The sequence below is a fragment of the Delftia sp. GW456-R20 genome (assembly GCF_001622915.1).
In the GTDB taxonomy this organism is placed as follows: Bacteria; Pseudomonadota; Gammaproteobacteria; order Burkholderiales; family Burkholderiaceae_C; genus Comamonas; species Comamonas acidovorans.
This window is the reverse complement of sequence record NZ_LWCN01000004.1, coordinates 1,019,417-1,045,222: the sequence shown is the minus strand read 5'-3', so window position 1 is coordinate 1,045,222 and position 25,806 is coordinate 1,019,417. Positions and strand designations below refer to the sequence as shown.

General features: G+C 68.5%; 20 protein-coding genes. 6 read left to right on the top strand and 14 right to left on the bottom strand.

The window, feature by feature from the left end; translation table 11 throughout:
• The first annotated feature begins 95 nt into the window (after positions 1-95).
• Positions 96-1,346, top strand: coding sequence for a serine hydrolase domain-containing protein (locus tag A4F85_RS10060; protein ID WP_063326500.1), 1,251 nt, complete (start codon positions 96-98; stop codon positions 1,344-1,346).
• Entirely contained in the window at positions 1,343-2,515 is a 1,173-nt protein-coding gene (locus A4F85_RS10055) for an MFS transporter (RefSeq protein ID WP_063326499.1), read from the top strand. Before A4F85_RS10060 ends, A4F85_RS10055 begins: the two co-directional genes overlap by 4 nt.
• Positions 2,516-2,525: 10 nt before the next feature.
• Here the strand turns inward: A4F85_RS10055 and aspA are convergent, their stop codons facing one another.
• The 8 genes from aspA to A4F85_RS10015 form a co-directional block, all read right to left on the bottom strand.
• Positions 2,526-3,944, bottom strand: coding sequence for an aspartate ammonia-lyase (gene aspA, locus A4F85_RS10050; RefSeq protein WP_063326498.1), 1,419 nt, complete (start codon positions 3,942-3,944; stop codon positions 2,526-2,528).
• 14 nt (positions 3,945-3,958) lie between these two features.
• Positions 3,959-5,389, bottom strand: a complete 1,431-nt coding sequence (locus A4F85_RS10045; protein WP_197485479.1) for an amino acid permease — start codon at positions 5,387-5,389, stop codon at positions 3,959-3,961.
• A 126-nt stretch (positions 5,390-5,515) separates the two neighbouring features.
• On the bottom strand, positions 5,516-6,547 hold the full coding sequence (locus A4F85_RS10040) for an amino acid ABC transporter substrate-binding protein (protein ID WP_156517000.1): 1,032 nt from the start codon (positions 6,545-6,547) through the stop codon (positions 5,516-5,518).
• Positions 6,548-6,568: 21 nt separating this feature from the next.
• On the bottom strand, positions 6,569-7,885 hold the full coding sequence (locus tag A4F85_RS10035) for a dicarboxylate/amino acid:cation symporter (protein WP_013802979.1): 1,317 nt from the start codon (positions 7,883-7,885) through the stop codon (positions 6,569-6,571).
• 114 nt (positions 7,886-7,999) lie between these two features.
• Positions 8,000-9,001 (bottom strand): C45 family autoproteolytic acyltransferase/hydolase, encoded by a 1,002-nt coding sequence (locus A4F85_RS10030; RefSeq protein ID WP_063326496.1) that lies wholly within the window; start codon positions 8,999-9,001, stop codon positions 8,000-8,002.
• A gap of 9 nt (positions 9,002-9,010) precedes the next feature.
• Positions 9,011-10,468 (bottom strand): biotin carboxylase, encoded by a 1,458-nt coding sequence (locus A4F85_RS10025; protein WP_013802977.1) that lies wholly within the window; start codon positions 10,466-10,468, stop codon positions 9,011-9,013.
• Positions 10,465-13,368, bottom strand: a complete 2,904-nt coding sequence (locus tag A4F85_RS10020; protein ID WP_063326495.1) for an aminotransferase class I/II-fold pyridoxal phosphate-dependent enzyme — start codon at positions 13,366-13,368, stop codon at positions 10,465-10,467. The genes A4F85_RS10025 and A4F85_RS10020 overlap by 4 nt, the downstream gene beginning before the upstream one ends.
• A 91-nt stretch (positions 13,369-13,459) precedes the next feature.
• Positions 13,460-14,332 (bottom strand): carbon-nitrogen hydrolase family protein, encoded by an 873-nt coding sequence (locus A4F85_RS10015; protein WP_063326494.1) that lies wholly within the window; start codon positions 14,330-14,332, stop codon positions 13,460-13,462.
• Between the two features lie 232 nt (positions 14,333-14,564).
• Between A4F85_RS10015 and pdxR the strand changes: the two genes are divergently transcribed.
• A complete protein-coding gene (gene pdxR, locus A4F85_RS10010; RefSeq protein ID WP_353175103.1) occupies positions 14,565-16,052 on the top strand; it encodes a MocR-like pyridoxine biosynthesis transcription factor PdxR in 1,488 nt (495 codons plus the stop codon).
• A gap of 35 nt (positions 16,053-16,087) precedes the next feature.
• Here the strand turns inward: pdxR and A4F85_RS10005 are convergent, their stop codons facing one another.
• The 5 genes from A4F85_RS10005 to A4F85_RS09985 form a co-directional block, all read right to left on the bottom strand.
• Positions 16,088-18,337, bottom strand: a complete 2,250-nt coding sequence (locus A4F85_RS10005) for a putative bifunctional diguanylate cyclase/phosphodiesterase (protein ID WP_063326493.1) — start codon at positions 18,335-18,337, stop codon at positions 16,088-16,090.
• A 28-nt stretch (positions 18,338-18,365) separates the two neighbouring features.
• The gene (locus A4F85_RS10000) at positions 18,366-19,106 is read right to left on the bottom strand and encodes a GGDEF domain-containing protein (RefSeq protein ID WP_012204881.1); all 741 of its coding nucleotides are present in this window, start codon (positions 19,104-19,106) and stop codon (positions 18,366-18,368) included.
• A complete protein-coding gene (locus tag A4F85_RS09995; protein WP_012204882.1) occupies positions 19,106-19,507 on the bottom strand; it encodes a DUF1987 domain-containing protein in 402 nt (133 codons plus the stop codon). The genes A4F85_RS10000 and A4F85_RS09995 overlap by 1 nt, the downstream gene beginning before the upstream one ends.
• 68 nt (positions 19,508-19,575) lie before the next feature.
• The gene (locus tag A4F85_RS09990; protein WP_013802972.1) at positions 19,576-20,148 is read right to left on the bottom strand and encodes a SiaB family protein kinase; all 573 of its coding nucleotides are present in this window, start codon (positions 20,146-20,148) and stop codon (positions 19,576-19,578) included.
• A gap of 9 nt (positions 20,149-20,157) precedes the next feature.
• Positions 20,158-21,390 carry a SpoIIE family protein phosphatase gene (locus tag A4F85_RS09985; RefSeq protein WP_063326492.1) on the bottom strand — a complete coding sequence of 411 codons (1,233 nt, stop codon included), beginning with the start codon at positions 21,388-21,390 and terminating at the stop codon, positions 20,158-20,160.
• A 186-nt stretch (positions 21,391-21,576) separates the two neighbouring features.
• Here A4F85_RS09985 and A4F85_RS09980 point away from each other — a divergent pair, with 186 nt between their 5' ends.
• Positions 21,577-22,539, top strand: a complete 963-nt coding sequence (locus A4F85_RS09980; RefSeq protein ID WP_063326491.1) for a TauD/TfdA dioxygenase family protein — start codon at positions 21,577-21,579, stop codon at positions 22,537-22,539.
• 9 nt (positions 22,540-22,548) lie between these two features.
• Here A4F85_RS09980 and A4F85_RS09975 read toward each other — a convergent pair whose 3' ends face one another.
• Positions 22,549-22,806, bottom strand: a complete 258-nt coding sequence (locus A4F85_RS09975; RefSeq protein WP_012204886.1) for a DUF2789 domain-containing protein — start codon at positions 22,804-22,806, stop codon at positions 22,549-22,551.
• Positions 22,807-23,028: 222 nt separating this feature from the next.
• On the opposite strand from A4F85_RS09975, the gene A4F85_RS09970 reads away from it, so the two are divergent.
• Together A4F85_RS09970 and A4F85_RS09965 are read left to right on the top strand one after the other, a co-directional pair.
• Positions 23,029-24,069 (top strand): ligase-associated DNA damage response exonuclease, encoded by a 1,041-nt coding sequence (locus tag A4F85_RS09970; protein WP_063326490.1) that lies wholly within the window; start codon positions 23,029-23,031, stop codon positions 24,067-24,069.
• Positions 24,066-25,757 (top strand): ATP-dependent DNA ligase, encoded by a 1,692-nt coding sequence (locus tag A4F85_RS09965; protein ID WP_063326489.1) that lies wholly within the window; start codon positions 24,066-24,068, stop codon positions 25,755-25,757. Before A4F85_RS09970 ends, A4F85_RS09965 begins: the two co-directional genes overlap by 4 nt.
• The last annotated feature ends 49 nt before the right edge of the window (positions 25,758-25,806 follow it).

Here is a 25,806-nt window from a genome sequence, read left to right as displayed (position 1 = left end):
TCCAGTTCCGCGCAAACCGGAAATCTACCCCACTTTTTCTTTAATCGCGGTCTTTCTATCGTCGGAACCCTGTTCATTTGATCCCGGGAATTCCCATGACGATTGCCCTTTCTGCAGCGCCTTCAGCACCTGGGGCGCCTTTTGTGCTGTCTGCGACCCTGTTGTCCTCGCCCCTGTCCGACCGCATCCAGGCCGTGGTCCGGCAGGCGCTTGAGGCGCAGCGCCTGGTCGGCGCCGTGGTGCTGGTGGCGCGTGGCGGCGCGCTGGTCCACCGCCAGGCCGCAGGCTGGGCCGACCGCGAGCGCGGGCTGCCCATGGCCGTGGACACGTTGTTCCGCCTGGCCTCGGCGAGCAAGCCCATCGTCTCGGCTGCCGCGCTGGTGCTGGTGGCGCGGGGACTGCTGGCGCTGGACGAGGGGGTGGAGCGCTGGCTGCCCCGGTTCCGCCCCCGGCTGGCCGATGGCGGGCCCGCCCGCATCACCGTGCGGCAGCTTCTCAGCCACACGGCGGGGCTGGGCTACCGCTTCTTCGAGGCCGATGCACAAGGCCCCTATGCGCGCGCTGGCGTATCGGACGGCATGGACCGTCAGGCCATCGGCCTGGCAGAGAACCTGGAGCGCATAGCCGGCGTGCCGCTGCTGTACGCGCCGGGCACGGCCTGGGGCTACTCGCTGGCCACCGATGTGCTGGGCGCCCTCATTGAACAGGTGCACGGCAGGCCGCTGGACCAGGCCGTGCGCGAGCTGGTGACCGGGCCGCTGGGCATGACCGATACCGGCTTTGCCGTCACCGATGCGCTGGCCGCGCAGCGCGTGGCCACGGCCTATGTCAGCGATGTGCCGCAGCCCCATCCGCTGGCCGAGGGCGAGACCGTGTCGCCCTTCGAGGGGAGCATCGGCATTGCCTTCAGCCCTTCGCGCATCTTTGACGCCCAGGCCTTTGCCTCCGGCGGCGCCGGCATGGCCGGGACGGCAGGCGATTTCCTGCGGCTGCTGGAAGCCCTGCGCCAGGGCGGCAACACCCTGCTGCCCGACGCCCTGGTCGCCGAGATGGCGCGGGACCAGACCGGCGGGCTGGCCCTGCCCAATGCGCCTGGCTTCGGCTTTGGCCTGGGCTTTTCCGTGCTGCGCGATGCGGCGCAGGCGGCATCGCCGGAGTCGGTGGGCACCTGGCGCTGGGGCGGGGCCTATGGGCATTCCTGGTTCGTGGACCGGGCGCAGGAGCTCAGTGTCGTGGCCTTCACCAACACCTTGTACGAGGGCATGTCGGGGCGCTTCGTCAACGATTTGCGCGACGCGGTCTACGGGGTTTGTGAGGTCCAAGGGGTTTCGGGAGAGCCGCAATGACCGGAACACGCCAGGACCGCTTGCCCGTTGCCTCCCTGCTGGCGCTGGCCATGGCGGCCTTCATCACCATATTGACGGAGGCGCTGCCGGCCGGCCTGCTGCCGCAGATGGCCCAGGGCCTGGCCGTGACCGAGGCTTGGGTAGGCCAGACCGTCACCCTCTACGCCATAGGCTCCCTGGTGGCCGCCATACCGCTGACGGCCGCCACGCAGGGCATGCGCCGCCGCCCCCTGCTGCTGGCGGCGATCGCGGGTTTTGTCGTCGCCAACACGGTCACGGCTCTGTCCACGCACTTTGCGCTGACCCTGGTGGCGCGCTTTCTGGCGGGGGTCTCGGCCGGGCTGCTTTGGGCGCTGCTGGCCGGCTACGCGGCACGCATGGTGCCCGGCCATCTCAAGGGCCGCGCCATCGCCATTGCCATGGTGGGCACGCCGCTGGCGCTGTCGCTGGGCGTGCCGGCCGGCACCGTGCTGGGCCAGTGGGTGGGCTGGCGGCTGTGCTTCGGCCTCATGAGCGTGCTGGCGCTGGCGCTCATGGTCTGGGTGCGCGCCCGCCTGCCCGACTTTGCGGGGCAGGCGGCAGGCCGCCACCTGCCGCTGCGGCGCGTGTTCACCCTGGCGGGCGTGCGCCCCGTGCTGTTCGTGGTGCTGGCCTTCGTGCTGGCGCACAACATTCTCTACACCTATATCGCGCCCTTCCTGGCGGTGGCGGGCATGGCCGCGCGCACGGACCTGGTGCTGCTGGTGTTCGGCGCCACCTCCGTGTTGGGCATCTGGATCACCGGCGTGCTGATCGACCGCCACCTGCGTGCGCTCACGCTGGCCAGCATTGCGCTGTTCGCCTTGTCCACGCTGATGCTGGGCGTGGCCGCAGATGCGCCGGCCCTGGTGTATGCGGCGGTGGCCGTCTGGGGCCTGGCCTTTGGCGGCGCCGCCACGCTGCTGCAGACCGCCATTGCCCACACGGCGGGCGAGGCCGCCGACGTGGCGCAGTCCATGCTGGTCACGGCCTGGAACATGGCGATTGCCGGCGGCGGCATCGTGGGCGGCCTGCTGCTGGCGCGCATGGGCGTGGGCGCCTTCACGCCCGTGCTGCTGGCGCTGCTGGGCGCATCGCTGGCCGTGGTGTGGGCGGCCAGGCGGCATGGGTTTCCTGCGGTGTGCAGGTAGGGCAGACCGGTCATCCGAGTTTCAGTGCCGAGGGCCGCGTGAGGATCTCGGGCCGCAGGATGGTGTCCAGCTGCGTTTTGCTCAGCAGGCCCCGGGCCAGCACGATGTCGTAGACGCTGCCGCCGCTGGCATGGGCTTGCTGGGCCACGGAAGTGGCATTGGCGTAGCCGATGTAGGGGTTGAGCGCGGTCACGATGCCGATGGAGTTCTCCACCGCCGCGCGCAGGTGTTCGCGGTTGGCGGTGATGCCCTGCACGCAGCGCTCGGCCAGCGTCAGGCAGCCGTTGCGCAGGTGGCTCACGCTTTTGAAGATGCTGTGGGCGATGATGGGCTCGAAGGCATTGAGCTGCAGCTGCCCGGCCTCGGCCGCGAAGCTGACGGTGATGTCGTTGCCGATGACCTCGAAGGCGATCTGGTTCACCACCTCGGGGATCACGGGGTTGACCTTGCCCGGCATGATGCTCGATCCCGCCTGCATGGCCGGCAGGTTGATCTCGCCCAGGCCTGCCCGCGGGCCGCTGGACAGCAGCCGCAGGTCGTTGCAGGTCTTGGACAGCTTGACGGCCACGCGCTTGAGCACGCCCGACAGCTGCACGAAAGAGCCGCAGTCCTGGGTGGCCTCGATCAGGTTGGGCGCGGTCTGCAGCGCAATGCCGGTGATCTCCTGCAGGTGCTTGAGCACCAGGGGCGCGTAGTCGGGATGGGCGGTGATGCCGGTGCCTATGGCGGTGGCGCCCATGTTGATCTCGCAGATCAGCAGCACGGCCTCGCGCAGCCGCGCCTGGTCCTCCTCGATCATCACGGCATAGGTGCTGAATTCCTGGCCCAGCGTCATGGGCACGGCATCCTGCAGCTGGGTGCGGCCCATTTTCAGCACGTCCTGGAACTCCTCGGCTTTTTGCGCGAAGGCCAGGCGCAGCGTGTCCATGGCGTCGATCAGCCCGTGGATGCCGAACCAGGTGGCGATCTTGAGCGCGGAGGGGTAGACGTCGTTGGTGCTCTGGCCGATGTTCACCTGCTCGTTGGGATGCAGGTACTGGTACTCGCCCTTGTGGTGGCCCAGCAGCTCCAGCGCGCGGTTGGCGATGACCTCGTTGGCGTTCATGTTGGTCGAGGTGCCTGCACCGCCCTGGATCACATCCACCACGAACTGCTCGTGCAGCCGCCCGCCCTGCACCTCCTGGCAGGCGAGCACGATGGCATCGCAGCGCCGCTGGTCCAGCAGGCCCAGTTCATGGTTGGTCAGGGCCGCCGCCTGCTTGATGCTGGCCAGGGCGCGGATCAGTTCGGGGTAGATGGAGATGGGCGTGCCGGTGATGCCGAAGTTCTCCCGGGCGCGCAGGGTGTGCACGCCGTAGTAGGCGTCGGCGGGAACCTCGCGGTCCCCCAGCAGGTCGTGTTCGATGCGGACGGATGGATCGGTGCTCATGCTTGTGTCTCCATTTATTCGGACTTGACGATCAGCGGACCCAGGCCTTCCTGAACGGCCTGCTCCTGTTCCACGCGGCCGGGTTTCGGGCGGCCCCAGTGGAGCTTTTGCGCCAGCATGCCCAGGGCGACCAATGCACCGCCCAGCACGCTGGTGTAGAGCACTTCCTTGCGGTAGGTGCCCTCGGCCACCATGACCACCATGGAGGCGACGATGAAGAAGATGGTGGCGTAGGTCAGCGCCGGGAAGCACCACATCTTCAGGCGGATGGGCGTGCCGCTGGCTTCGAGCTTGCGGCGCATGTGCAACTGCGACACGGCGATGCACAGGTACACCAGCAGCGCGATGGAGCCGGTCGCGGCCATGAGCACATCGAACACGTCCATCTGGCCGGTGGCAGTGAGGGCGACCGTCAGCAGGGCCAGGGCGCTGGAGGCGATGACGGCCATGTAGGGCGCGCTGGTGCTGCGGCCCAGGGTCGTGAACATTCGGGGGGCGTCGCCGCGGCGCGCCAGCGAGAACAGCATGCGGCTGGAGGTGTAGAGCGCCGAGTTGAAGCAACTGCACACGGAAGTCAGCACCACGAAGTTGACGATCTGGCCGGCGAAGGGAATGCCCAGGTGCTTGAGCGCGACGGCGTAGGTGCCTTCGGTGGAGAGGATCAGGCCCGGGGTGTCGTACGGAATCAGGCAGACCACGATGAAGATGGAGCCCACGTAGAACAGCGAAATGCGCCAGACCACGGACCGGGTGGTCCGCACGATTTCCTTGCCCGGGTCCTGGGATTCGGCCGCCGCCACGGTGACGATCTCGGCCCCGATGAAGGCGAACATCGCGCCCAGCAGCGCCACCACCACGGCGCCGGGGCCGTTGGGCATGAAGCCCTTGCTGGTCAGGTGCGCCATGCCTGCGACATCGCCCGCAGGCCAGAGCCCGGCGATGGCCAGCGCTCCGATGGCGATGAACAGCACAATGGCCACGACCTTGATCAGAGCGAACCAGAACTCGAACTCGCCATAGTTGTGCACCGGCAGGAAGTTGACGGCCATCAGGCCGAAGACCACCACCAGCATGTAGCCCCAGATGGGAACGGCCGGCATCCAGGCGTTGAGGATGGCCCCGGCCACATAGGCCTCCCAGCCCATCAGCAGTGTCCAGAAGCACCAGTACAGCCAGCCGATCGTGAAGCCGGCCCAGCGCCCGATGGCGCGGTCTGCGTAGGTGGAGAACGAGCCGCTGTCAGGCTGCGCCACGGCCATCTCGCCCAGCATGCGCATGACCAGCACCACCAGGATGCCCCCGCCCATGTACGCCAGGATGGCTGCGGGGCCGGCACTGGCAATCACCTTGCCGGAGCCGACGAACAGCGCACCGCCGATCACCCCCGCAATGGATAGCATGGTGAGGTGCCGCGGCTTCAGCCCACCTTCGAGTTGCTGACTCATTTCCTGTCTCCTTGTATTTGCTGTTGCAAAGTGGGCGCGACCCGCGTGCTGCATGCCTTGCGCAGAGCAAGGCCGGGCGAGGCGCCATCCGGCGCGCAATGGGTGCAGGTGCAGGAAGCAACCGCCTCAACGGGGTTGGGCGGCCAGGGTCTCGATGAGGGTCTGCAGCTGGGCGCTCATCGGCAGGTCCAGGCTGGTGCCCGAGGGCAGGCGGCGCAGGAACCAGCGCCTGTACTGGCGCTCGATCTCGCCGTCCTCGGCCAGCGCCTGGAAGCTGCTCCTCACCACCTGGGCCAGCTGGGGGTCGTCCTTGCGGAACATGATGGCGTAGGGGTCGTAGGAGAGGTAATCGCCCACCACCTGGAACCTGGCGCCCGGGCTCGCGTCCGTGCTCGCGCCCGTGCCGCCGTTGCCATCCGCCTTGCCGGCGTTCTCCGCGATCAGGCCGTACAGCAGCACGTCGTCGGTGGCGAAGGCGTCGGACTGGCCGCCGGCCACCTGGGCAAAGCCCTGGGAATGGTCGGGCACCACCTGCAACTGCATGCCCAGGTGAAATTTCCGGTCCAGGTCGCGCATGGCTTTTTCATTGGTGGTGCCGGCCGTCACCGCCACCTTCTTGCTGGCCAGGTCGCGCAAGGAGCGGATCTGCGCGTCCTGCCGGACCATGACCTTGGTGCCGGCCACGAACATGATGGGCGAGAAGGCCACGCGCTTTTGGCGCTCCAGGTTGCTGGTGGTGGAGCCGCATTCCAGGTCCACCTGGCCGCTGGCCACGGCATCCACGCGGTTGTCGGCCGTGACGGGCACCCAGCGGATGGCCAGGCTCCTGTTGACCGCATCCTCGATGCTGGTCACCAGCGCCTTGCACAGCTCGATGGAGTAGCCGATGGGCTCGTTGCGCGCGTTCAGGTAGGAAAACGGCACCGAGGCCTGGCGGTAGCCCAGCGCAATGGAGCCGCTGGCGCGCACCTTGGCCAGCGTGCCGCTGAGCGTGGCGGGCGCGCGGCTGGCGGCGGTGCGGTCGGGCGTGTCGGCTTCCTGGGCGCCGGCCGTGGCGGCCAGCAGCGCAAGGGCCGCCACGCCCGCTGCCGCTGCCGCCCGCGCCGGCCCCCGCAGCGCCCATGGCTGCCCGGGCCGTGATCTGGGTTCGGGTTTCATGGCGTTTCCTTGTGCGGGTTGTCAGGAATGGGCCGGGGAGGCGGGATGGGCCAGCGTGGCCCTGGCCTCCGAATCCAGCCGTGCGGCATTGGCAGCGGCTTCGGTCTCGGGCAGCAGGTCGCCCTCCCACTTGGCGACGACGGCGGTGGCGATGGAGTTGCCCACGGCGTTGGTGGCCGATCGGCCCATGTCCAGGAAGGTGTCCACGCCCAGGATGAGCAGCAGGCCGGCCTCGGGGATGTTGAACTGGTTGAGCGTGGCGGCGATCACCACCAGCGAGGCGCGCGGCACGCCGGCCATGCCCTTGGAGGTCAGCATCAGGATCAGCAGCATGGTGATCTGCGTGCCCAGCGACAGGTGGATGTCGTAGGCCTGGGCGATGAACAGCACGGCGAAGGTGCAGTACATCATGGAGCCGTCGAGGTTGAACGAGTAGCCCATGGGCATCACGAAGCTGGAGATCTTGCGCTTGACGCCGAAGCGGTCCAGCGCGTCCAGGATCTTGGGGTAGGCGGCCTCGGAACTGGCGGTGGCGAACGAGAGCATGAAGGCCTCCTTGATCAGCACCAGCAGCCTGAAGATGCGCGGGCCCAGGAACAGGAAACCGGCGATCACCAGCACTCCCCACAGCAGAAACAGGCCCAGGTAGAAGTCCCCCATGAAAACGGCGAACTTCAGCAGGATCTCCAGGCCGTTGACCGACACGGTGGCGGCCATGGCCGCCAGCACGGCCAGCGGCGCGAGCTTCATCACATAGCCGGTGATCTTGAGCATGACGTGGGACAGCTCGTCGATGGCGGCCACCAGCGTCCTGCCCTTTTCACCGAGTGCGGCCAGGGCCACGCCGAAGAACATGGAGAACACCACGATCTGCAGGATCTCGTTGTTGGCCATGGCCTCGGCAAAGGACTTGGGCACCAAGTGGCTGACGAAGTCCTTGAGCGTGAACTTGGCCGTGGCGAGGTTGGCCGAAGCGCCGATGTCCGGCAGCGGCAGCCCCAGGTTGTGGCCCGGCTGCAGCAGGTTGGCCAGGACCAGGCCCATGACCAGCGACACCAGCGAGGCGGTGACGAACCAGCCCATGGCCTTGAGGAACACCCGGCCCACCGAGGCCGCGTCGCCCATGTGCGCGATGCCCACCACCAGCGTGGAGAACACCAGCGGGCCGATCAGCATCTTGATCAGCCGCAGGAACACGTCCGACATGATGGAGATGTAGCCCGCGATCTGCGCGGCCGCCTTCTTGTCGGGGAAGTTGATGAACACCATGTAGCCGATCACGATGCCCAGCACCATGGCAACCAGAATCCAGATGGCGGGCGGAAGTCTTCTTGTCATTTCCATGTCTCCTTCGGAACCTGTGGGGAAGGCCGGGGCTGCCGTGTGTGGCACGTGGTCCCCGGGCGTCGGATGCAAGCGCTGAATGCAGGCGCGGGATGCAGTGCAGGGCGCTCAGGGGCCCTGGCTCAGGTAGGCGATCTCCCGGTGGCCCTCTTCGAAGGCCGCCAGGGTCTGCGGCCAGGCCTGGCCGGGCCAGGACAGTTCGAGCCGGCCCGACCGAGGGGCGTAGGCCGCCGTGTACAGCGTTCCGTAGCCGCGCCGCCAGGCGGGCTGGTACAGGGGCTCGCGCAGCAGCGCGGCCTGGGCGTCACGGGCCGGCATGCCGGCATCGATCTGCTGCTGCAGGGCGGCCAGCCGCTCGCAGGCGCTGGTGGCGCGTGCATGCTCGGGCCATTCCACCGTGTGCTGGAAGTTGGTCACGGCCCGGCGCCGGGTCACTTCCACGGGGCGGTCGGGGTTCAGGAACACCGTGGCCCATTCGCCCCGGGCGTCCAGCAGCGTGACGCTGTAGCACATGTGCACGGGCACGCGCTGCAGGATGGCCACGGCCGATGCGGTGTCCTGCGCGATCTCCAGCACATAGCGCAGCACCAGCGGAATGCCGAAGCCGTCGCCATGGGCCGTGCGGCCGCCGAAGGACAGCGAGGCGGCCAGGCCCGACTCGTTCATGCCGTCCAGCGCGCCCCACAGGCAGTCGCCCATTGCGGCCACGCGCTGCCCGCTCCAGCGCGTGGCCAGCCAGTGGCCCTCCAGCAGCGCGGGCGCGAAGTCGTAGTTGCGCAGCAGCATGGGTTCCTGCTGGCCGGCCGCATCGAGCCAGACGGCCTGGGAGCAGCCGGTGATGTAGGGCGGCGGGCACCACAGCGACAGGAAGCGCGCCTCGATGTCGCCGCCACCGGCCAGCTCCACCAGCCGCTCCCAGGTGGGCACCAGCTCCGGCATGTGCTGGCGCAGGGCGCGGCGGCACTCCAGGAAGCCGGCGCGCGCCACGGCGCCCTGGCGCAGGAACCAGGCGCGGTAGTAGGGCCAGGCCTGCTCGCACAGGGCCTGCCATTTCCGGCCGGGCAGGTCTTCGGCGATGGCCTGGAAGCGGATGCGGGTAGGCAGGGGCATGGGAGGCCTTCAGAGGATCTTGAACGAGCCCGGCGCCGGCGCTGCGCCGGGCTGGGTGGCCAGGATGGGCTTGCCCGCGTAGTAGTTCTTGATGCCGCGTATCCAGTCGCGCGCCCGGATGTTGAGCTTGAAGTTGTCGTCCATCGAGCGGCCGCGCGTGATCAGGATGCCCAGGTCGGCGCCTTCGTAGCGGTAGTCGCCGGGGCCGGTGATGCGCAGGAAGAAGGCCTCGCGCTCGGTGTCTATGGCCTTGCGGTTGTAGTCGAAGCGCTGGTAGGCCACGCTGCCGTCCTCGCCCATGCGGTAGATGCCGGTGGCCGGAGCATGCGTGACCTGGTCGATGCGGTCCTCGTTGAACTTGAGCACCACCTGAGACCAGGAATCGATGAAATGCGGCTGGGCCCAGCGCTCGTTGATCTCCTTGACGTTCAGGTCGAACGGCACGCCCGAGAATTCGAGCAGGTGGAACAGGAACAGCGGCGCATCGGCGTAGGCGAAGGCGGCATGGTTGGTCATGGGGCTGGCGCCGCAGATGCGCGGGTTCAGCTCGCCCAGGTAGACCTCGCCGGTGTCGGTGTCGATCAGGAAGTCCAGGTCGAAGTAGCCGCGGTAGCCCTCGGCCAGCAACTGGTTGCCGAAGCGCTCGGCCATGTCGCGCGCCCTGGCGCGCACCTCCTCGGAGAAGGCGCCCGGGAACACCTCGTTGCCGCACCAGCCGCCCTTGTAGGGCGTGAGTTCGCGCGCGCCCACCACCTCGGTCAGCAGCGGCCCGACCAGGGTGCCCGACTGGGTGGCGCAGGCCTCCAGCGTGGCGCCGCGGCAGTTGATGCGCTTCATGATCTTGACCTCGGGGTCGTTGACGATCTCGTCCTTGTGCTTGTCGAAGTCCTCGCGCGAGGCGATGAAGAAGGTGGTGTGGCCCGAGTCGCCGAAGGCCGACTGCACCACCAGGTCCTTGCCCAGGCCGTGGCGTTCGGCGATCTGCATCAGGTGCTCGTAGCTGTCCACCTTCTCCAGCGCGTTGGGCACCGAGTAGACGCCGGCCTTGTTGCCTATGCGCACGGTCTCCATCTTGTTGTCGCAGCGCTGGCGCAGCGCGGCTGGCGGAAACCAGACCTCCATGCCCAGCTCGCGGGCCAGGGCCTCGGTCTTCTCGTCGAACATCAGGAAGGTGGCGACCGGCTTGCCGCCGCGCCGCTCGATCAGATCCACCACATCCTTGTGCTGCAGCAGGTAGTTGTTGATGTCCTCGATGGACTCGAAGGGCTCGTGCGGCAGCTCCTGCGGCACGAAGGCGTTGGGGTGGCGGCCGTCGAAGCAGTCGATGTAGTTGATGTAGCGGAAGCGGTTGACCCAGCGGTCCATGCCCAGCAGGTTGAAGTTGGTGGCGCTGATGAAGTAGATGGGCCGCTCGTTGCGGTGGAACATCAGCAGCAGGTCGGCAACGCTTTTGACTTTGTTGTTCACTTCTTGCTCCTCGTCGTGGTCTTCTTCGGGGTGGGGGAAAGCGTGATCAGTTCAGGTTCGGGCTCGGGTCGGACCAGGCCCAGGCCTTCGTCGCCCGCCTGCGGCTGCGCCGCACGGCCCGACAGCGCCAGCGCAGCGCGCGCGGCCGTGGCCTGGGCGGCGCGGTCCAGCGCGGCCCGGCTGAAGATGCGAAAGCCCAGCTCGGGCCGGAAGCCGTGGATCTCGCGCACATCGAGCGCGGCCATGAACTGCAGGATCTCGGCGCTGATCACCTGCCCGGGCACGAGGATGGGAAAGCCCGGCGGGTAAGGAATCACGAAGAGCGCGGACACCAGCTCGCGCCCCTCGGCAATGGCGCGCGCGGCCTCGGCCATGTCGATGTATTCGCAGTTGGTGTCGTCGTACGAGAGGAAGAAGGCGCTGCGGATGTCGCCGTCGCGCGTGCCTGCGCGGCCTTCGACGCTGCGGCCCCGGAAGGCGAAGTGGAAGCTGGAGAAATTGGGCAGCGGCGGCTGCTCCAGCGTGAGCGAGCGCACGCGCCTTTCATGGATGCGCCGCTCGATGGCGCTCAGGTCGGCCACGCGGGCGTCCACGTCGCGGGCAATCTTGATCAGCACCTCGATCAGGTAGGCGATGGCCGAGCGCGTGCTGCCGATGTTGGTCATGAACAGCACGGTGTTGCGCGAGGTCTTGTTGATCTGGATGCCGTACCTGTCCATCAACTCCTTGTTCTTGAAGGTGTCGCCGTCCATGCCCGTGGTGCCGATGACCAGGGTGGCGCGGCTGGGGTCGAGCACGAACTCGTCGCTGCGCCATGCCACCTCCAGGTTGTCCCAGCCCGTCTCGTCGTTGTAGTAGTTGTCCACGCCCGACTCGCGGTAGGCCAGCGGCACCAGGTCGCCGATGCGCAGGAAGCGGAAGTAGCGCCTGAGCAGGGGGTGGTGCAGCACCTGCTCGCGCAGGCTCATGGCCAGCTCCAGCTGGCGCTGGATCAGCTCGTAGCCCTCCAGTTCCACCTGGCGGCGGCCCACGTCCAGCGAGGCGAGGATCTGGTAGTTGGGCGAGGTCGAGGTGTGCGTCATGTACGCCTCGTGGAAGGACTCCTCGGCCTTGTCCTTGAAGTCCTGGTCCCAGATATGGATCATCGAGCCCTGGCGCAGCGCCGTCAGCGTCTTGTGCGTGGAATGCGTGGCGTAGACCCGGATGCGGGCCTTGGCGGGGTCGGGGATCAGGCGAGTCTCCAGCAACTGCTGGTCGTCCTCCCAGTCGATGCTGGCGGCGAACTCGGCGTGGCGCCTGGCGTAGGCCGGGTCCTTGAAGGTCTCGCACAGCTTGGCGGCGCTGGCCATGGCCGTGCGCGGGCGGTAGATGGGATGGCAGCGCGCGAAGGCGAACCAGGCCTCGTCCCAGAGGAAGACCAGGTCGGGCTTGATGGCCAGGCATTCCGTCATCACGCGCTCCACGTCGTAGACGATGCCGTCGAAGGTGCAGTTGGTCAGCAGCACCATGCGCACGCGCTCCAGCGTGCCCGCGCGCCGAAAGCCCAGCAGGGTCTCCTTGATGTGGCGCAGCGGCACGGCGCCATACATGGAGTACTGGTCCAGCGGATAGGAGTCCAGGTAGGCCACCTGGGCGCCGGCCAGCACCAGGCCGTAGTGGTGGGACTTGTGGCAGTTGCGGTCCACCAGCACGATGTCGTCGGGCCGCACCAGGGCCTGCACCACGATCTTGTTGCAGGTGGAGGTGCCGTTGGTGGCGAAGTAGGTGCGCCTGGCGCCGAAGGCGCGGGCCGCGTACTCCTGGGCCAGCTTGAGCGGGCCCACGGGGTCCAGCAGCGAGTCCAGCCCGCCCGAGGTGGCCGAGGTCTCGGCCATGAACAGGTTCATGCCGTAGAACTGGGCCAGGTCCCCGATCCAGTTGCTGTTCATGATGGACTTGCCGCGCGCCAGCGGCAGCGCATGGAACACGCCCGTGGGCTGCTTGGCGTAGTCGCGCAGCGCGTGGAAGAAGGGCGTTCTGTGGCGCTCGCCCACGCCTTTCATGATGGCGCTGTACAGCTCGATGTGGTCTTCCTCGCCGAAGAAGATGCGCTTGAAGACCTCGCCCACGCGCGCGGCGATCTCCTCGACGCTGACATCGGTGACCAGGTACAGGTCCAGCTCGGGGCGCAGCTGCGCGATCTGGCGGCCCAGCAGCGGGCCGCGCTCGAACTCGGGCATGGCCTCGCTGTTGTCGTCCATGCCTTCCAGGAAGCGGCGCAGCATGCCGTTCCTGTTGACCGAGCGGAATGGAAAGCCATGGCGTATCACCACGGCCTGCAGGTTGAAGTTGACCAGGGTGGCGATCAGCGCGTCCTCGAAGCTGGGCACCACCACGATGTCGAACACGAAATCATCGTCGGCGCTGCGCTTGCGCTGCACGCGGCGGCGCAGCGCGTCTTCCTCGCTGGCCGACATCTCATCGACGATCAGCACCTCGAAGTAAGGCCGCGTCAACTGCGCCTGGCGCTCGCTGTCGGTCTCTATCTGCGAGGGCAGCTCGTTGTCGTTGTCTAGCGTGTTGGCGTCATGGCGGTAGGTGCGCGCAGCCAGCACGCGGTGGATGCGCCGCGCCGCCTGGTGGGCGCGTGCCAGTTCCTCGCGCTCTATCCACTGGCACAGCTCACCGAAGACCCGGCCCCCGGGAAAGGCCCAGTAGCTTTCGACCGGAGCCAGCGCGTCGATGATGGTCTGCACATGGGTCAGGCGGCTGGCACGCTCGGGGTGCTCGGGCGCCAGGATGGCCAGCCGGCTGAGATCGTCCACCAGGCTGATCCAGCCATCGGCACGCATTTCCCAGACGCTGCGGTGGCGGCTGAGGGAGGCACGGGCGCGCGTTTCGGTCGGGGGGCGGGATGTCATCGTTGTCTCCTGGTTTTTTGCCGCATCGCCCGGTGGCTTGCGGCTTTGTGGTGCTCTTGATGTCGATCGCTGGGAAAAGGGGCGTGTCAGGTCATTGGGGCTTGTCCAGTGCTCCCAGGCTGTGCAGATAGGGGAAGTCGGTGCCGTCCTTGCGGTAGACGGTGAAATCGCAATCGCGGTCGCGGAAGCTCTTGAGCGGCTGGCCCAGGTTGCTGCGCAGGCCGTGTTCGCGCTCGTGCCGCAGCCGGGCGAAGTCGACCTCGATGGGCATGATCTGGGCGCCGCTGTCGGCCTGGTGGAGCACGTAGCCCGAGGGGTCCACGATGATGGAGCGGCCCACGCCGCCGTCGCCCACGCCGTTCACATCGAAGAAATAGACCTGGTTGGTGACGGCCGAGGCGCGTGCGATGCACAGCTCCACATCGCGGTCGATGGTGTCCGTCATGGTGGGGTGCAGGATCACCTCGGCGCCCATGGCCACCAGCGTGCGCGTGGTCTCCGGAAACCACATGTCGTAGCAAATGGACACGCCGAAACGGCCCGCGCCAGGCACGTCGAACACGCAAAAACCGGTGCCGCCGGCCACATCGCGCTCATAGGGCCTGAAGGGAAAGAGCTTGCGAAAACGCGTGACGACCTCGCCCTGCGGGTTGATGACGGGCGTGGTGTTGTAGACCACCGTGCCATCGGGGCCGGCCACGCTCTCGAACAGCGAGCCGGGAATCAGCCACAGGCCGGTTTCCCGGGCCAGCCCGCACAGCCGGTCCTCGGTGGGGCCGGGCAGCGGCTCGGCCTTGTCGTGCTTGGGGCCCAGCGCCGCCAGCTCGGAGAACAGCACCATGCGGACCCAGGGAAAACGCGAGCGGATGTGGCGCAGGTAGCCGGCCATGCGCTCCAGGTTGCTGTCGAAGGCGCAAACCTCCATCTGGACGCCGGCGATGCCGAAGGTGGTGGCCGTGCTCATGGCTGCACCTCCTGGCAGGCGGCTTGCCGGGCCGGCAGGGTGCCGCAACGAAAAGCATTCAACTTCAAGGACATAGGCTGACTGAGGGGCGGAGAGAACCGGGCGGTAGGCACAGGTCTTTGAAGTGTCTGGAGGCGGGTCATTGAAAAAATATTCGGCTTTCACGCCTTCGATAGCTATACATGGGGGCGAGTCTATGTTCACATTGATCCCAACAAAAGAACCAAATACCGTGAACAAGAGAGAACCAATTTCCCGCGTTGGAAGTGCCACGCTGCCGGACTTTGTCAATCGGCATTTCCAACGTAGCGATGCCGAGTACAACCACCGCCAGCTCTACCGCATCGTCAAGGAAGGCATCCTGCGCAAGGCCCTGCCGGCGGGCTCGCGGCTGCCCACCAGCCGCGAGCTGGCGCAGACGCTGGGCATTGCGCGCAACACCATCGTCCAGGTCTATGAGCAACTGGCGCTGGAGGGCCTGGTGCAGGCCGGCGTGGGGCGGGGCACCTATGTGGCCGAGGTGGCGCCGGCCTTCGTGAGCCAGCCGCCGTTGCCGCGCCGCCGTGGCACGCCGCTGTCGCGGCGCGGCAGCGCCATCGTGGGCGGGGCGCGGGCCAGCCACCTGCAGTGGGGCGCCTTCGCGCCGGGAGTGCCCGAGCTGCGCCAGTTTCCGGCCGCGCTATGGAGCCGCCTGCACGCCCAGGCCTGGCGCGATCACAACCCGCTGCAACTGAGCTATGCCACGGGTGCGGGCCACCCCGCGCTGCGCGAAGCCATTGCCGAGCACTTGCAGGGCACGCGCGGCGTGGCCTGCAGCGCGGACCAGATCCTGGTGACCAGCGGCGCCCAGCAGGCGCTGCACCTGATTTCCCAGCTGTTGGCCGATCCCGGCGACACCGTCTGGCTGGAGGACCCCGGCTACTGGGGCGCACGCAGCGTGTTCCGCATGGCCGGCCTGCAACTGCAGCCCATCGCGCTGGACGGCGAGGGCCTGGCGCCCACGCCGCAGCAACTGAAGACACCGCCGCGGCTGATGTTCATCTCGCCCTCGCACCAGTACCCCAGCGGCGTGCTCATGGGCCATGGCCGAAGGCGCCAGCTGCTGGACTACGCGGTGGCCCAGCGGGTCTGGATCGTCGAGGACGACTACGACAGCGAGTTCCGCTTCACCTCGCGCCCGCTGCCGGCGCTGCAGGGCCTGGACGAGCACGGCCGCGTGATCTACCTGGGCACCTTCTCCAAGACCATGTTTCCATCGCTGCGTCTGGCCTACCTCGTACTGCCCAGCGACCTGGCCGACAGCTTTGCGCGCGCGCTGAGCGAGCTGTTCCGGGAGGGGCAGATCATGCAGCAGATCGTGCTGGCGCAGTTCATGCGGCAGGGCCACTACGTCAACCACATCCGCCGCATGCGCCAGGTCTACGGCGAGCGCCGGCGCGTGCTCATCGACGAGATAGGCCAGCGCCTGGGCACGGCGGTGACCGTGCAGGGCGGAGACGCGGGGCTGCATCTGGTGCTGGGCCTGCCGCCCGGCTCGGACGATGACGCCATTGCGCGGCAGGCACGCAAGCTGGGCGTGCTCACGCGGCCGCTGTCCCTGTACTCGCTCAGGCCCGATCCGGCCCGGGGCCTGGTGCTGGGCTACGGTGCCGTGACGGAGCAGGAGATCCGCCACAGCTTCGGCCTGCTGGCCGAGGTGATCGCGCCCCATCTGCCGTGAACGGGCGACAGGGCGCCTTCACTCCGGCGCGCCATTCACTCCGGTGCGCCAGTGCGCCGGTGCAGCCAGCCCAGCAACTGCGCCTTGTCCATCGGCCGGGCAACGTGATAGCCCTGTCCCTCCTGGCAGCCCATGGCACGCAGGGCCTGCCAGGCGCTGGCGTCCTCTATGCCTTCGGCCAGGACCTGCAGGCCGAGCTTGCGGCCCAGCTGGGCGATCATTTCGGCGATGCGGGCTTCCTGTGATTCGCCAAGCTGGCGCACGAAGCTGCGGTCGATCTTGATGCGGTCCAGCGGCAGGCGCTCCAGGTAGCTCAGCGAGGAGTAGCCGGTGCCGAAGTCGTCGATGGCAATGGTCACGCCCAGGGAGCGCAGGGCGCTGAGCGTGGCCTGCAGCAGCTGGGTGGGCAGGACCGCGACGGATTCGGTGATCTCCAGCTCCAGCTGCGCGCCCTGCAGGCCGTGCTCTGCCAGGGCGTTGCTCACGGTCTGCAGAAAGCCCGGGTCCTGCAGCTGCACGGTGGAGACATTGACGGCCATGCGCCTGGGGGCGCGGCCGGCGTCCAGCAGTTCGCGCATGGTGCGGCAGGCCGTGGCCAGCACCCATTGGCCCAGCGGCACGATGAGGCCCGAATGCTCGGCCACCGGAATGAAGCGGTCGGGCGGCACGAAGCTGCCGTCCTGCCGGCGCCAGCGCAGCAGGGCCTCCAGGCCGACCAGGGCATGGGTTTCCAGGTCCACCTGGGGCTGGTAGACCAGGAAAAGCTGGGCGCCGTCGATGGCGGCGCGCAGGTCGGACAGCAGCAGGGCGCGGTCGCGCGCCTCCATGCCCATCTGCTCGGAGTACTCCAGCAGCTGGCCGCGGTGATCGCGCTTGGCGCGTTTGAGGGCGATGGTGGCGTCCTTGACCAGGTCGGTGCCGGCCTGGCGCTCATGGGGCAGGTACACGTAGCCGCAGGTCAGCGAGACCTTGTGCGGCACGCCATCCACGGCCAGGGGCTGGCGGGCGCAGTCCAGCAACTGGGCCAGGGCCACCTCGTCGGTGGGGCCCAGGATGCCGAAGGTGTCCGATCCCACGCGCGCCAGCAGCACGCCTGCGGGCAGCGCGCTGGCCAGGCGGCGGGCCATGGCTTCGAGCAGGCGGTCGCCGAAGCGGTGGCCCATCACGTCGTTGGTGGCGCTGAAGTCGTCGATGTCCACCAGGGCCAGCACATGGTCACGCGTGCCGCGCCACACGCATTCGTCCACTTTTTCCACGAAGTGGGCGCGGTTGGGCAGGCAGACCAGGGGGTCGAAGTAGGCGGACTGGTGCAGGCGCTCCAGCAGGCCGCGGTTGTGCAGCAGCGTGCGCAGGTTGGCGCAGAAGACTTCAAGCAGCTGGCGGTCCAGTGCGCTGTGCGAGGCTGGCGCGTCGATGAAGACGGCCATGTCCTGCTCGTCGCCCCGGCCGATGTACAGCGCCACGCCGCGCTGCACGCCGTAGATGTTGCGCCGCGCCTGCAGCGCCTGGCGCAGCAGGCGCAGCCCGCGCGAGGCCAGCACGGTGGCGATGGGCTGGTCGATGAGCCGGGCGAATGGCCCCGTGGCCGCGAGCACGCGGTAGGGCTCGGCCGGGTGCGTGCCCTCCGAGCAGACCAGGCCTTCGCTGGCCACGCCCAGCAAGGTGGCCAGCTGGGTGATCACGCCCCGCGCGAAGGCGTGCAGGTTGGTTTCCTCCAGCAGCGAGGCGCTGGAGCGCACCATCAGCTCCAGGCTGCGGCGGTTGGCCTCGATGGCGCACAGCTGCTCGTAGGAGCGCACGGCGGTCACCACGATGGCCAGCAGCCGGTCGGGCGTGAGTTCGGTCTTGGTGCGGCAGTCGTTGATGTCGTAGCGCAGCAGGGTTTCCAGATCGGGCGCCTGGCCCGGGCGGCCGGTGCGCAGCACGATGCGGCTGTTGCGCAGGCCGGCCGTGTAGCGGATGAAGTCCACCAGGTCCAGCCCGGCGCCCGTGCCATCGGTCACGGCGTCGAGCACCACCACGGCCAGGTCCTGCTCGCTGCGCAGCAGGTTGCGCGCCTGTGTGCCGGAGCGGGCGTAGAGGAACACCAGCGGCCGGCCGAACAGGCTGTGGCCTTCCAGCGCCAGGCGGAAGGCGGCGTGTACGTCGGGGTCGCTGTCCACGATCAGCACCCGCCATTCAGGCCCGGGCACGGGCGATGGCGGGGGCGGCTGCAGAGCCGGCTGCAGGAGGGCGGAAGCAGGGGCGGGCGCCCTGGGCGCCCGTGCGCGCATCACGAAACTCATGCCTCAGCCCTGTCTGTGTCCGCGCCGCTCAGGCCGTGGCATGGTCTGCCGCGCGCACGACCTGGTTGCGCCCGCTGCGCTTGGCGGCGTACAGCGCCTCGTCGGCCAGGCTGTAGGCGTCGTCGAAGCGGCCGCCGCTCGGGCGCCAGCTCACGCCGAAGCTGGCCGTGATGCAGCTGGCATCGGGCAGGCCGAAGGGATGGGCCTCGATGGCGGCGCGCACCTGCTCGGCCACGCACACGGCGCCGTCGCTGTCGTGCTGGGGCAGCAGCACGGTGAATTCCTCGCCGCCCACGCGGCCGATGTGGGCCGTGGCCGGCACGGCCGCCTTGAGGCAGCGCACCACGCCCAGGATCACACTGTCGCCCACGGGGTGGCCGAAGCTGTCGTTCACGCGCTTGAAGTGGTCTATGTCCAGCACGATCAGGGCCAGCCCCTGCTGGGTGAAGTGGCGGTTCACGCGCTCGATGATGGCCGCGCGGTTGAGCACGCCGGTCAGCGGGTCGTGCGTGGCGCGGTATTCCAGCTCGCCGGCCAGCTCCTGCAGGCGCTGGTTGAGCTGGGTCATCTCCAGCTCGGCCCGGTCGCTGCGGCGCACCAGCCGGCGCGTTTCGCGCAGCAGGCGCTCATAGGCGGTCAGCAGCACGCCCAGGGCCTGGTGGCAGGCCTGGGCGCCGGCTTCTTCGCCCCGGTCGTGGGCGGCGCGGGCCGCCAAAAGGGCCTGGTGCTCGGCATCGAAGAGGTCCGCGGGAGCGGCCACGGTGTCCATCACGCCGCCTTCACGGGGTGGCCGGTGAAGGCGATGGCGGGAAAGTCGTCGCGCAGCTCCTCGCCAAACTCGCAGATGGTGTCGTCTTCCTCGTCGTGGTACCAGTGCAGGGCCACGGGGCGGCCGGCCTCGGCGGCGCCGCTCAGTGCCTCGATCAGGTTGAACAGCATCTTGGTGCTGGAGCTGTTGAAGTAGGCCAGCGCGATGTGCACCTCGATGCGCGCCTGCTGCTGCGCCGGCTGCGGCTGGGCCAGGTAGTCCTTGAGGCGGGCCAGGATGCCGCCGTAGAAGGCGGCGGCGTTCTCGGGATAGGACTCGCCACGCAGGTGCAGCGTGTGCGTGTCGAACTGGAAGTCCACTTCCGGGGAACTGGGAGTCGGTGCGATGTAGAGGTTGTCCATGCGTGATCTCGGTGCGTTGTCCGTGCCTGCGGGCCGGGCCTGTCCAGGCCTGGTGCCGGAGCGACGGCTCAGAGCGTGGCTTTCAGGTAGAAGACGGGCCGGCCGTCCACGGTCTGGGCGGGATCGAAGTCGAACTGCAGCGGCTCGCGCGCATCGCGGGCCAGGGTCAGGAAACCCATGCCCGCGCCCTTGCTGCCTTCGGGCGCGTCATCGCGCAGCGACTGGCGGCAGGCCTTCTTGATCTCGTCCAGCGTCATGCTGCGCAGGGCGTCGAGCTTGGCGCGCAGCGCCTCGCCCATGCCCGGCTCGATGGGGTTGGCGCACAGCAGCACGAAGCTGCCGTCGTCCTCGCGGCGGATGCAGACCGCGCCGTGGCGCAGCTCGCCATCGTCCTGGTGGGGCGGGGTCAGGGCATCGGCCGAGTAATGGATGATGTTCTGCGCCATCTCGACAAAGGACGAGAACAGCTTGCGCCGCGTGGGGCCGGGCACGCCGGCCACTTCCAGCTGCAGCCGCACGGCCTCGGCCATGGCCGCGACGATGTTCTGCGAGAAGTAGCCCACGTAGTAGAAGATCACCTGGTGCTGGCGCGCCAGGTGGAAGAAGCTGCCGTACTTGTCGGCGATCTGTGCAGAGGGCATGGGAGGCATTCAGGTTCTGAAGCAGAAAAAGGTCAGGTCGTCGCGGCGGTGGTGCTCGCCCTGCCAGGTCTGCAGGGCGGCCAGCAGGGCGCGGTTGATCTCGGCGGGCGTGCGGCCTGCCTGCTCCAGCAGCAGCTCGCGCACGCGCTTCTTGCCGAAGGTGATGCCGCGCGGGCCGCCGACCTGGTCGATCAGGCCGTCGGTGGTGACGAAGACCAGGGTGGCGGCGGGCAGCTCCAGGTCGATGTTGTTCCAGGCGAAGTCGAACTCGCTGTCCACATAGCCCACGCCCTTGCGCTGGCCATCGATCACCTCCACCGCCTCGGCGCCGGGGCGCAGCACGAACAGCGCAAGGCGCGCGCCTGCAAAGCGCAGGCGCCGGTGCGCGGGCTCGAACCAGAAGCAGGCCGCGTCCAGCCCGTCGTCGGAGCCGGGCGTACCGTCCTTGCCGTCGAGCTGGCCCAGCATCTGCTTGACGCTGCGGTTCACATGGCCCAGCAGCGCGGCCGGGTCGCGCGGGCCGTGCTCCTTGATGGCCTGGCTCAGGCTGCTGGTGGCGATCAGCGTCATGAAGGCGCCGGGCACGCCGTGGCCCGTGCAATCGGCCACGGTGGCAAACCAGCCATCACCGTCCTGGCTGAACTGGTAGAAGTCGCCGCCGACCACATCGCGCGGCTCCCAGACCAGGTCGGCCCCGGGGCAGGCGCGGGCCAGGGCCTCGCGCGAGCTGCGCAGCAGCGACTGCTGGATCACGCTGGCGTATTCGATGCTGTGCATGATCTGGCGGTTGCGCGCCACCTGCATGTCCGCCACCGCGCGCATCAGCTGCAGACCGTTGCCCACGCCCGCGAACAGGCCGTCGCGCGCGATGATGAAGCCATCGGTCAGCGCCTTTTCGCCGTACTCCACGGTCTTCACGGTCAGGGTGTCGATGTCGGTGGAGGCATCGACCACCAGCGGCTCCTTGTCCATGAAGGCGATGCAGCTCTTCTTGCCGTACAGCTCCATGCGAAACGGCTTGCTGAACTGGGACAGGAAGATGCTGCGGTTGATCAGGCCGATGGGGCGGTTGCCCTCCACCACGGGCAGGCTGATCAGGTCCCGGTGGCGCGTGAAGACCTCGAGCACCTTCTCGTTGGTCTCGTCGGCGGTCATGCAGGGAACGGGGGTACACAGGTCCGCTGCGCTGGGTGGGCGGAAACGTGGCCTGGAATCGCTCAGGTAGGCGCGGGACTCATCCATGGAAGGCACATCGCAAAATTGTTAAGGAATGTTACGTCTTCCTTGTTGCAGTTTTGTGACGCGCACGGCCCTGGTTGGCATGCACTTGTCTTGCGCATAACCATGCGCCAAAAGCTTCGTTGTGGCGTGGCAGGGCGGTTCCTAGCATGGGGGCTTCCACCCATGCAAGCACTGAGGAGAGACGCCGTGAACGCTGTCACCGAAGCCAGCCACCTGAGCACCGTGGCCCAAGACCTGGAGCAGGACCGGCAACAGCCGCTGCAGATCCAGCCCCTGTCCGGCCGCATAGGCGCCGTGGTCCACGGCGCCAGGCTGTCGGGCGAGCTGGCGGCCGAACAGTTCACGCAGATCCATGCGGCCCTGCTGCGCCACCGCGTGCTGTTCTTCCGGGGCCAGCACCATCTGACGGATGCATCGCACCAGGCCTTCGGGCGGCTGTTCGGCGAGATCGAATCGCACCCCACCGTGCCTGCCCCGGACGGCACGGCCTTTCTGGAGCTCAATTCCCAGCATGGCGGCCGCGCCGATTCCTGGCATACCGACGTCACCTTCAAGGCGGCCTTTCCCAAGGTCTGCGTGCTGCGCGCCGTCACGCTGCCCGGCCATGGCGGCGACACCGTCTGGGCCAATACCGTGGCCGCCTATGAGGGCCTGCCCGAGCCGCTCAGGCAACTGGCCGAGCAGCTGTGGGCCGTGCATGGCAACGACTACGACTATGCCGAGAACTTCCGCCAGAACGCGGCCAGCCAGACCGAGACCGCAGGCCGCGCCAGCTACCGCAAGGTGTTCACGCGCAAGACCATCGAGTCGGAGCAGCCGCTGGTGCATGTGCACCCCGAGACCGGAGAGAAGGCGCTGCTGCTGGGCCACTTCGCCAAGCGCATCAAGGGCCTGCGCGCCAATGAATCGACGGCGCTGCTGCAGCTGTTCAACGAACGCATCATCCGGCTGGAGAACACCGTGCGCTGGCAGTGGGCGCAGGGCGACGTGGCCATCTGGGACAACCGCGCCACGCAGCACTACGCCATCAACGACTACGGCGATGCCCACCGCGTGGTGCGCCGCGTCACCGTGACCGGCACCGTGGCCACCAGCGTGGACGGCCGCCACAGCGTGGACATCACGGTGCCCGAGCCGCTGGCGGCCTGACTGCCCGTGCTATCGGGCAGCGCGTTGCCTGACCGCGTCTTCGTGCAGCGACTCGCTGAGCTGGTCCACGACGATGGACCACGACGCATCGGCCTTGAGCTGCTCGGCCAGGAACTGGCGCTGCGCATCGCTCCAGTAGGGCGCATCCACCACATCCACATCGGCGGCCAACTGGTGCGCGCGGATGAAATCGGCAATGGCCTGGTCACTGGCATCCAGGCCCAGTTGCAGGAAGAGATTGGACATGCGTACGACGGAGTTGTTCATGAAGGCGTGTGGATGTGTGTGGGATGAGAGGGCGCTATCTTCCCCGATTTGACCGGCCCTGCGGCCCGGTTGTGTCGCGGTTGTCCCGCGGTTGCAGCCCGGTTGCGGTCATTCGTTGCGCGGGTAGGTGCAGGCTGACAGCCTGCCGCGCTCCGGGCCAGCGTGCGCGCGGCGACCGCCCCACTAGCATGGGGCCATGAGCATTCCCGCCCCTGATCCCGCATGGCCGCCGACCTGATCGTGGCCCGCCCCGAAGGCCTGTACTGCGCGGCCGGCGACTTCTACATCGACCCCTGGCGGCCCGTGGACCGGGCCGTGATCACGCATGGCCACTCCGACCACGCGCGCGCCGGCCATGCCCATTACCTGGCCCATGAAGACAGCGCCGGCGTGCTGCGCGCACGGCTGGGCGCGGACATCACGCTGCAGACCCTGCCGTATGGCGAAGCCATCGATCACCACGGCGTGCGCATCTCCCTGCACCCGGCCGGCCATGTGCTCGGATCGGCCCAGGTGCGGCTGGAGCATGGCGGCCAGGTCTGGGTGGCCTCGGGCGACTACAAGACCGAGGCCGACGGCACCTGCACCCCCTTCGAGCCCGTGCGCTGCGACACTTTCATCACCGAATCCACCTTCGGCCTGCCCATCTACCGCTGGCCCCGCCAGCCCGAGCTCATGGCCGACATCAACGCCTGGTGGCAGGCCAACGCCGCCCAGGGCAGGCCCTCGGTGCTGCTGTGCTATGCCTTCGGCAAGGCCCAGCGCATCCTGCACGGGGTGGACCGCCGCATCGGCCCCATCGTCGTGCACGGCGCGGTGGAGCCGCTCAATGCCGTGTACCGCGCAGCGGGCGTGGACCTGCCGCCCACGCTGCGCGTGACCGACCCCGGCGTGGATGCACAACTGCTCAAGACCGCCCTGGTGCTGGCGCCGCCTTCGGCGCAGGGCACGCCGTGGATGCGCCGCTTTCCCGGCCATGCCGATGCCTTTGCCAGCGGCTGGATGCAGCTGCGCGGCACGCGCCGGCGCCGTGGCGTGGACCGGGGCTTTGTCATGTCCGACCATGCCGACTGGCCCGGCCTGCAATACGCCATAGGCGCCACGGGCGCCGAGCGCGTCTTCGTCACGCACGGCAGCGTGGCGGTGCTGGTGCGCTGGCTGCGCGAGCAGGGCCTGGATGCGCAAGCCTTCCAGACCGAATACGGCGATGAGGACGAGGCTGCCGCCGCCCAGGCTGCACCGGATGAGGCGCCCGCGCCATGAAGGATTTCGCCGCCCTCTACCGCGCGCTGGACGCCAGCACCGCCAGCCGCGACAAGCAGGCCGCGCTGCAGGCCTATCTGCGCGCCGCCGCGCCTGCCGATGCGGCCTGGGCCGTCTACTTCCTGGCCGGCGGCAAGCCGCGCCAGCTGGTGCCCACCAAGGTCTTGAAGGAGCTGGCGCGCGAGGCTGCCGGCCTGCCCGAGTGGCTGTTCGACGAAAGCTACGAGGCCGTGGGCGACCTGGCCGAAACCATTGCGCTGCTGCTGCCGCCATCCGGTGACGCGCACGACCTGGGCCTGGCCGCCTGGGTCACGGACCACCTGCTGCCGCTGCGCGGCATGGCGCCCGAGGCGCTGGCGGACACGCTGCGCATGCAATGGGCGCGGCTGGCGGCCGATGAGCGGCTGGTCTACTTCAAGCTGATCACCGGCGCCTTCCGGGTCGGCGTGTCGCGGCTGCAGGTCACGCAGGCGCTGGCGGCCGTCAGCGGCGTGGATGCCAAGCGCATCGCCCAGCGGCTCATGGGCTACACCCACATCGGCGCGCGGCCCGGGGCGGCCGACTACCTGCGGCTGGTGGCGGGAGAGGAGGAGGGCGATGACGCGCATTCGGGCGAAGCCCGTGGCCACCCCTATCCCTTCTTCCTGGCCCATCCGCTGCAGTTGCCGCTGGAGCAGTTCGACGCCGTGCTCGGCCCGCCGTCCCAATGGGTGGTGGAGTGGAAATGGGACGGCATACGCGCCCAGATCGTGCGGCGCGACAGCGGTGACGCGCTGGGCACCTGGATCTGGTCGCGCGGCGAGGAACTGGTGAGCGAGCGCTTCCCCGAGCTGCAGGCCATGGGCGATGCCTTGCCTGCGGGCACCGTGATCGACGGCGAGATCGTCGTCTGGGCCGCGCAGCAGGGCGAGGCGCCCGCCCATGTGCGCCCCTTTGCCGACCTGCAAAAGCGCATAGGCCGCAAGACCCTGGGCCCCAAGCTGCTGCGCGAGCTGCCCGTGGTGCTGCTGGCCTATGACTTGCTGGAGGAGGGCGGCCAGGACCTGCGCGCGCTGCCCCAGCATGAACGGCGCGCGCGGCTGGAGCGGCTGGTGGCCCTGGTGGCGCACCCGGCGCTGCTGCCCAGCCCCGTGCTGGCAGGTGACAACTGGCAGGCCCTGGCCGAACTTCGCGAGCAGGCCCGTTCCCTGGGTGTGGAGGGCATGATGCTCAAGGCCCGCGATGCCGCCTACGGCGTGGGCCGCACCAAGGACAGCGGCGTGTGGTGGAAGTGGAAGATCGATCCGCTGAGCGTGGACGCCGTACTCATCTACGCACAGCGCGGCCACGGCCGTCGCGCCAGCCTCTACAGCGACTACACCTTTGCCGTCTGGAACGCGCCGCCCGGCACCGAGGGCCGCGCCCTCGTGCCCTTCGCCAAGGCCTATTCGGGCCTGACCGATGCAGAAATGGCGCGCGTGGACGCCGTCATCCGCAAGACCACGGTGGAGAGCTTCGGCCCCGTGCGCAGCGTGCGGCCCACCCTGGTGTTCGAGCTGGGCTTCGAGGGCATTGCGCGCAGCGCACGCCACAAGAGCGGCATTGCCGTGCGCTTTCCGCGCATGCTGCGCTGGCGCGAGGACAAGCCCGTGCAGGAGGCCGACTCCATCGACACGCTGGCCGCCCTGCTGCCGCACTCAGACCCTTGATCAACCCTTGACCGACCCGCGACCCACCCGCGACCCACCCTTGACGCAC

Coding starts and splice junctions, on each gene's coding strand:
- A4F85_RS10015 (WP_063326494.1), bottom strand. CDS start 14,332: ATGAGCACGGCCACCACCTTCGGCATCGCCGGCGTCCAGATGGAGGTT.
- A4F85_RS09975 (WP_012204886.1), bottom strand. CDS start 22,806: ATGAACAACTCCGTCGTACGCATGTCCAATCTCTTCCTGCAACTGGGC.
- A4F85_RS10030 (WP_063326496.1), bottom strand. CDS start 9,001: ATGCCCCTGCCTACCCGCATCCGCTTCCAGGCCATCGCCGAAGACCTG.
- A4F85_RS09990 (WP_013802972.1), bottom strand. CDS start 20,148: ATGCCCTCTGCACAGATCGCCGACAAGTACGGCAGCTTCTTCCACCTG.
- A4F85_RS10000 (WP_012204881.1), bottom strand. CDS start 19,106: ATGGACACCGTGGCCGCTCCCGCGGACCTCTTCGATGCCGAGCACCAG.
- A4F85_RS10020 (WP_063326495.1), bottom strand. CDS start 13,368: ATGACATCCCGCCCCCCGACCGAAACGCGCGCCCGTGCCTCCCTCAGC.
- A4F85_RS09970 (WP_063326490.1), top strand. CDS start 23,029: ATGGCCGCCGACCTGATCGTGGCCCGCCCCGAAGGCCTGTACTGCGCG.
- A4F85_RS09965 (WP_063326489.1), top strand. CDS start 24,066: ATGAAGGATTTCGCCGCCCTCTACCGCGCGCTGGACGCCAGCACCGCC.
- A4F85_RS10035 (WP_013802979.1), bottom strand. CDS start 7,885: ATGACAAGAAGACTTCCGCCCGCCATCTGGATTCTGGTTGCCATGGTG.
- aspA (WP_063326498.1), bottom strand. CDS start 3,944: ATGAGCACCGATCCATCCGTCCGCATCGAACACGACCTGCTGGGGGAC.
- A4F85_RS10045 (WP_197485479.1), bottom strand. CDS start 5,389: ATGAGTCAGCAACTCGAAGGTGGGCTGAAGCCGCGGCACCTCACCATG.
- A4F85_RS10055 (WP_063326499.1), top strand. CDS start 1,343: ATGACCGGAACACGCCAGGACCGCTTGCCCGTTGCCTCCCTGCTGGCG.
- A4F85_RS10005 (WP_063326493.1), bottom strand. CDS start 18,337: ATGAGTTTCGTGATGCGCGCACGGGCGCCCAGGGCGCCCGCCCCTGCT.
- A4F85_RS10060 (WP_063326500.1), top strand. CDS start 96: ATGACGATTGCCCTTTCTGCAGCGCCTTCAGCACCTGGGGCGCCTTTT.
- A4F85_RS10040 (WP_156517000.1), bottom strand. CDS start 6,547: ATGAAACCCGAACCCAGATCACGGCCCGGGCAGCCATGGGCGCTGCGG.
- A4F85_RS09985 (WP_063326492.1), bottom strand. CDS start 21,390: ATGGATGAGTCCCGCGCCTACCTGAGCGATTCCAGGCCACGTTTCCGC.
- A4F85_RS09995 (WP_012204882.1), bottom strand. CDS start 19,507: ATGGACAACCTCTACATCGCACCGACTCCCAGTTCCCCGGAAGTGGAC.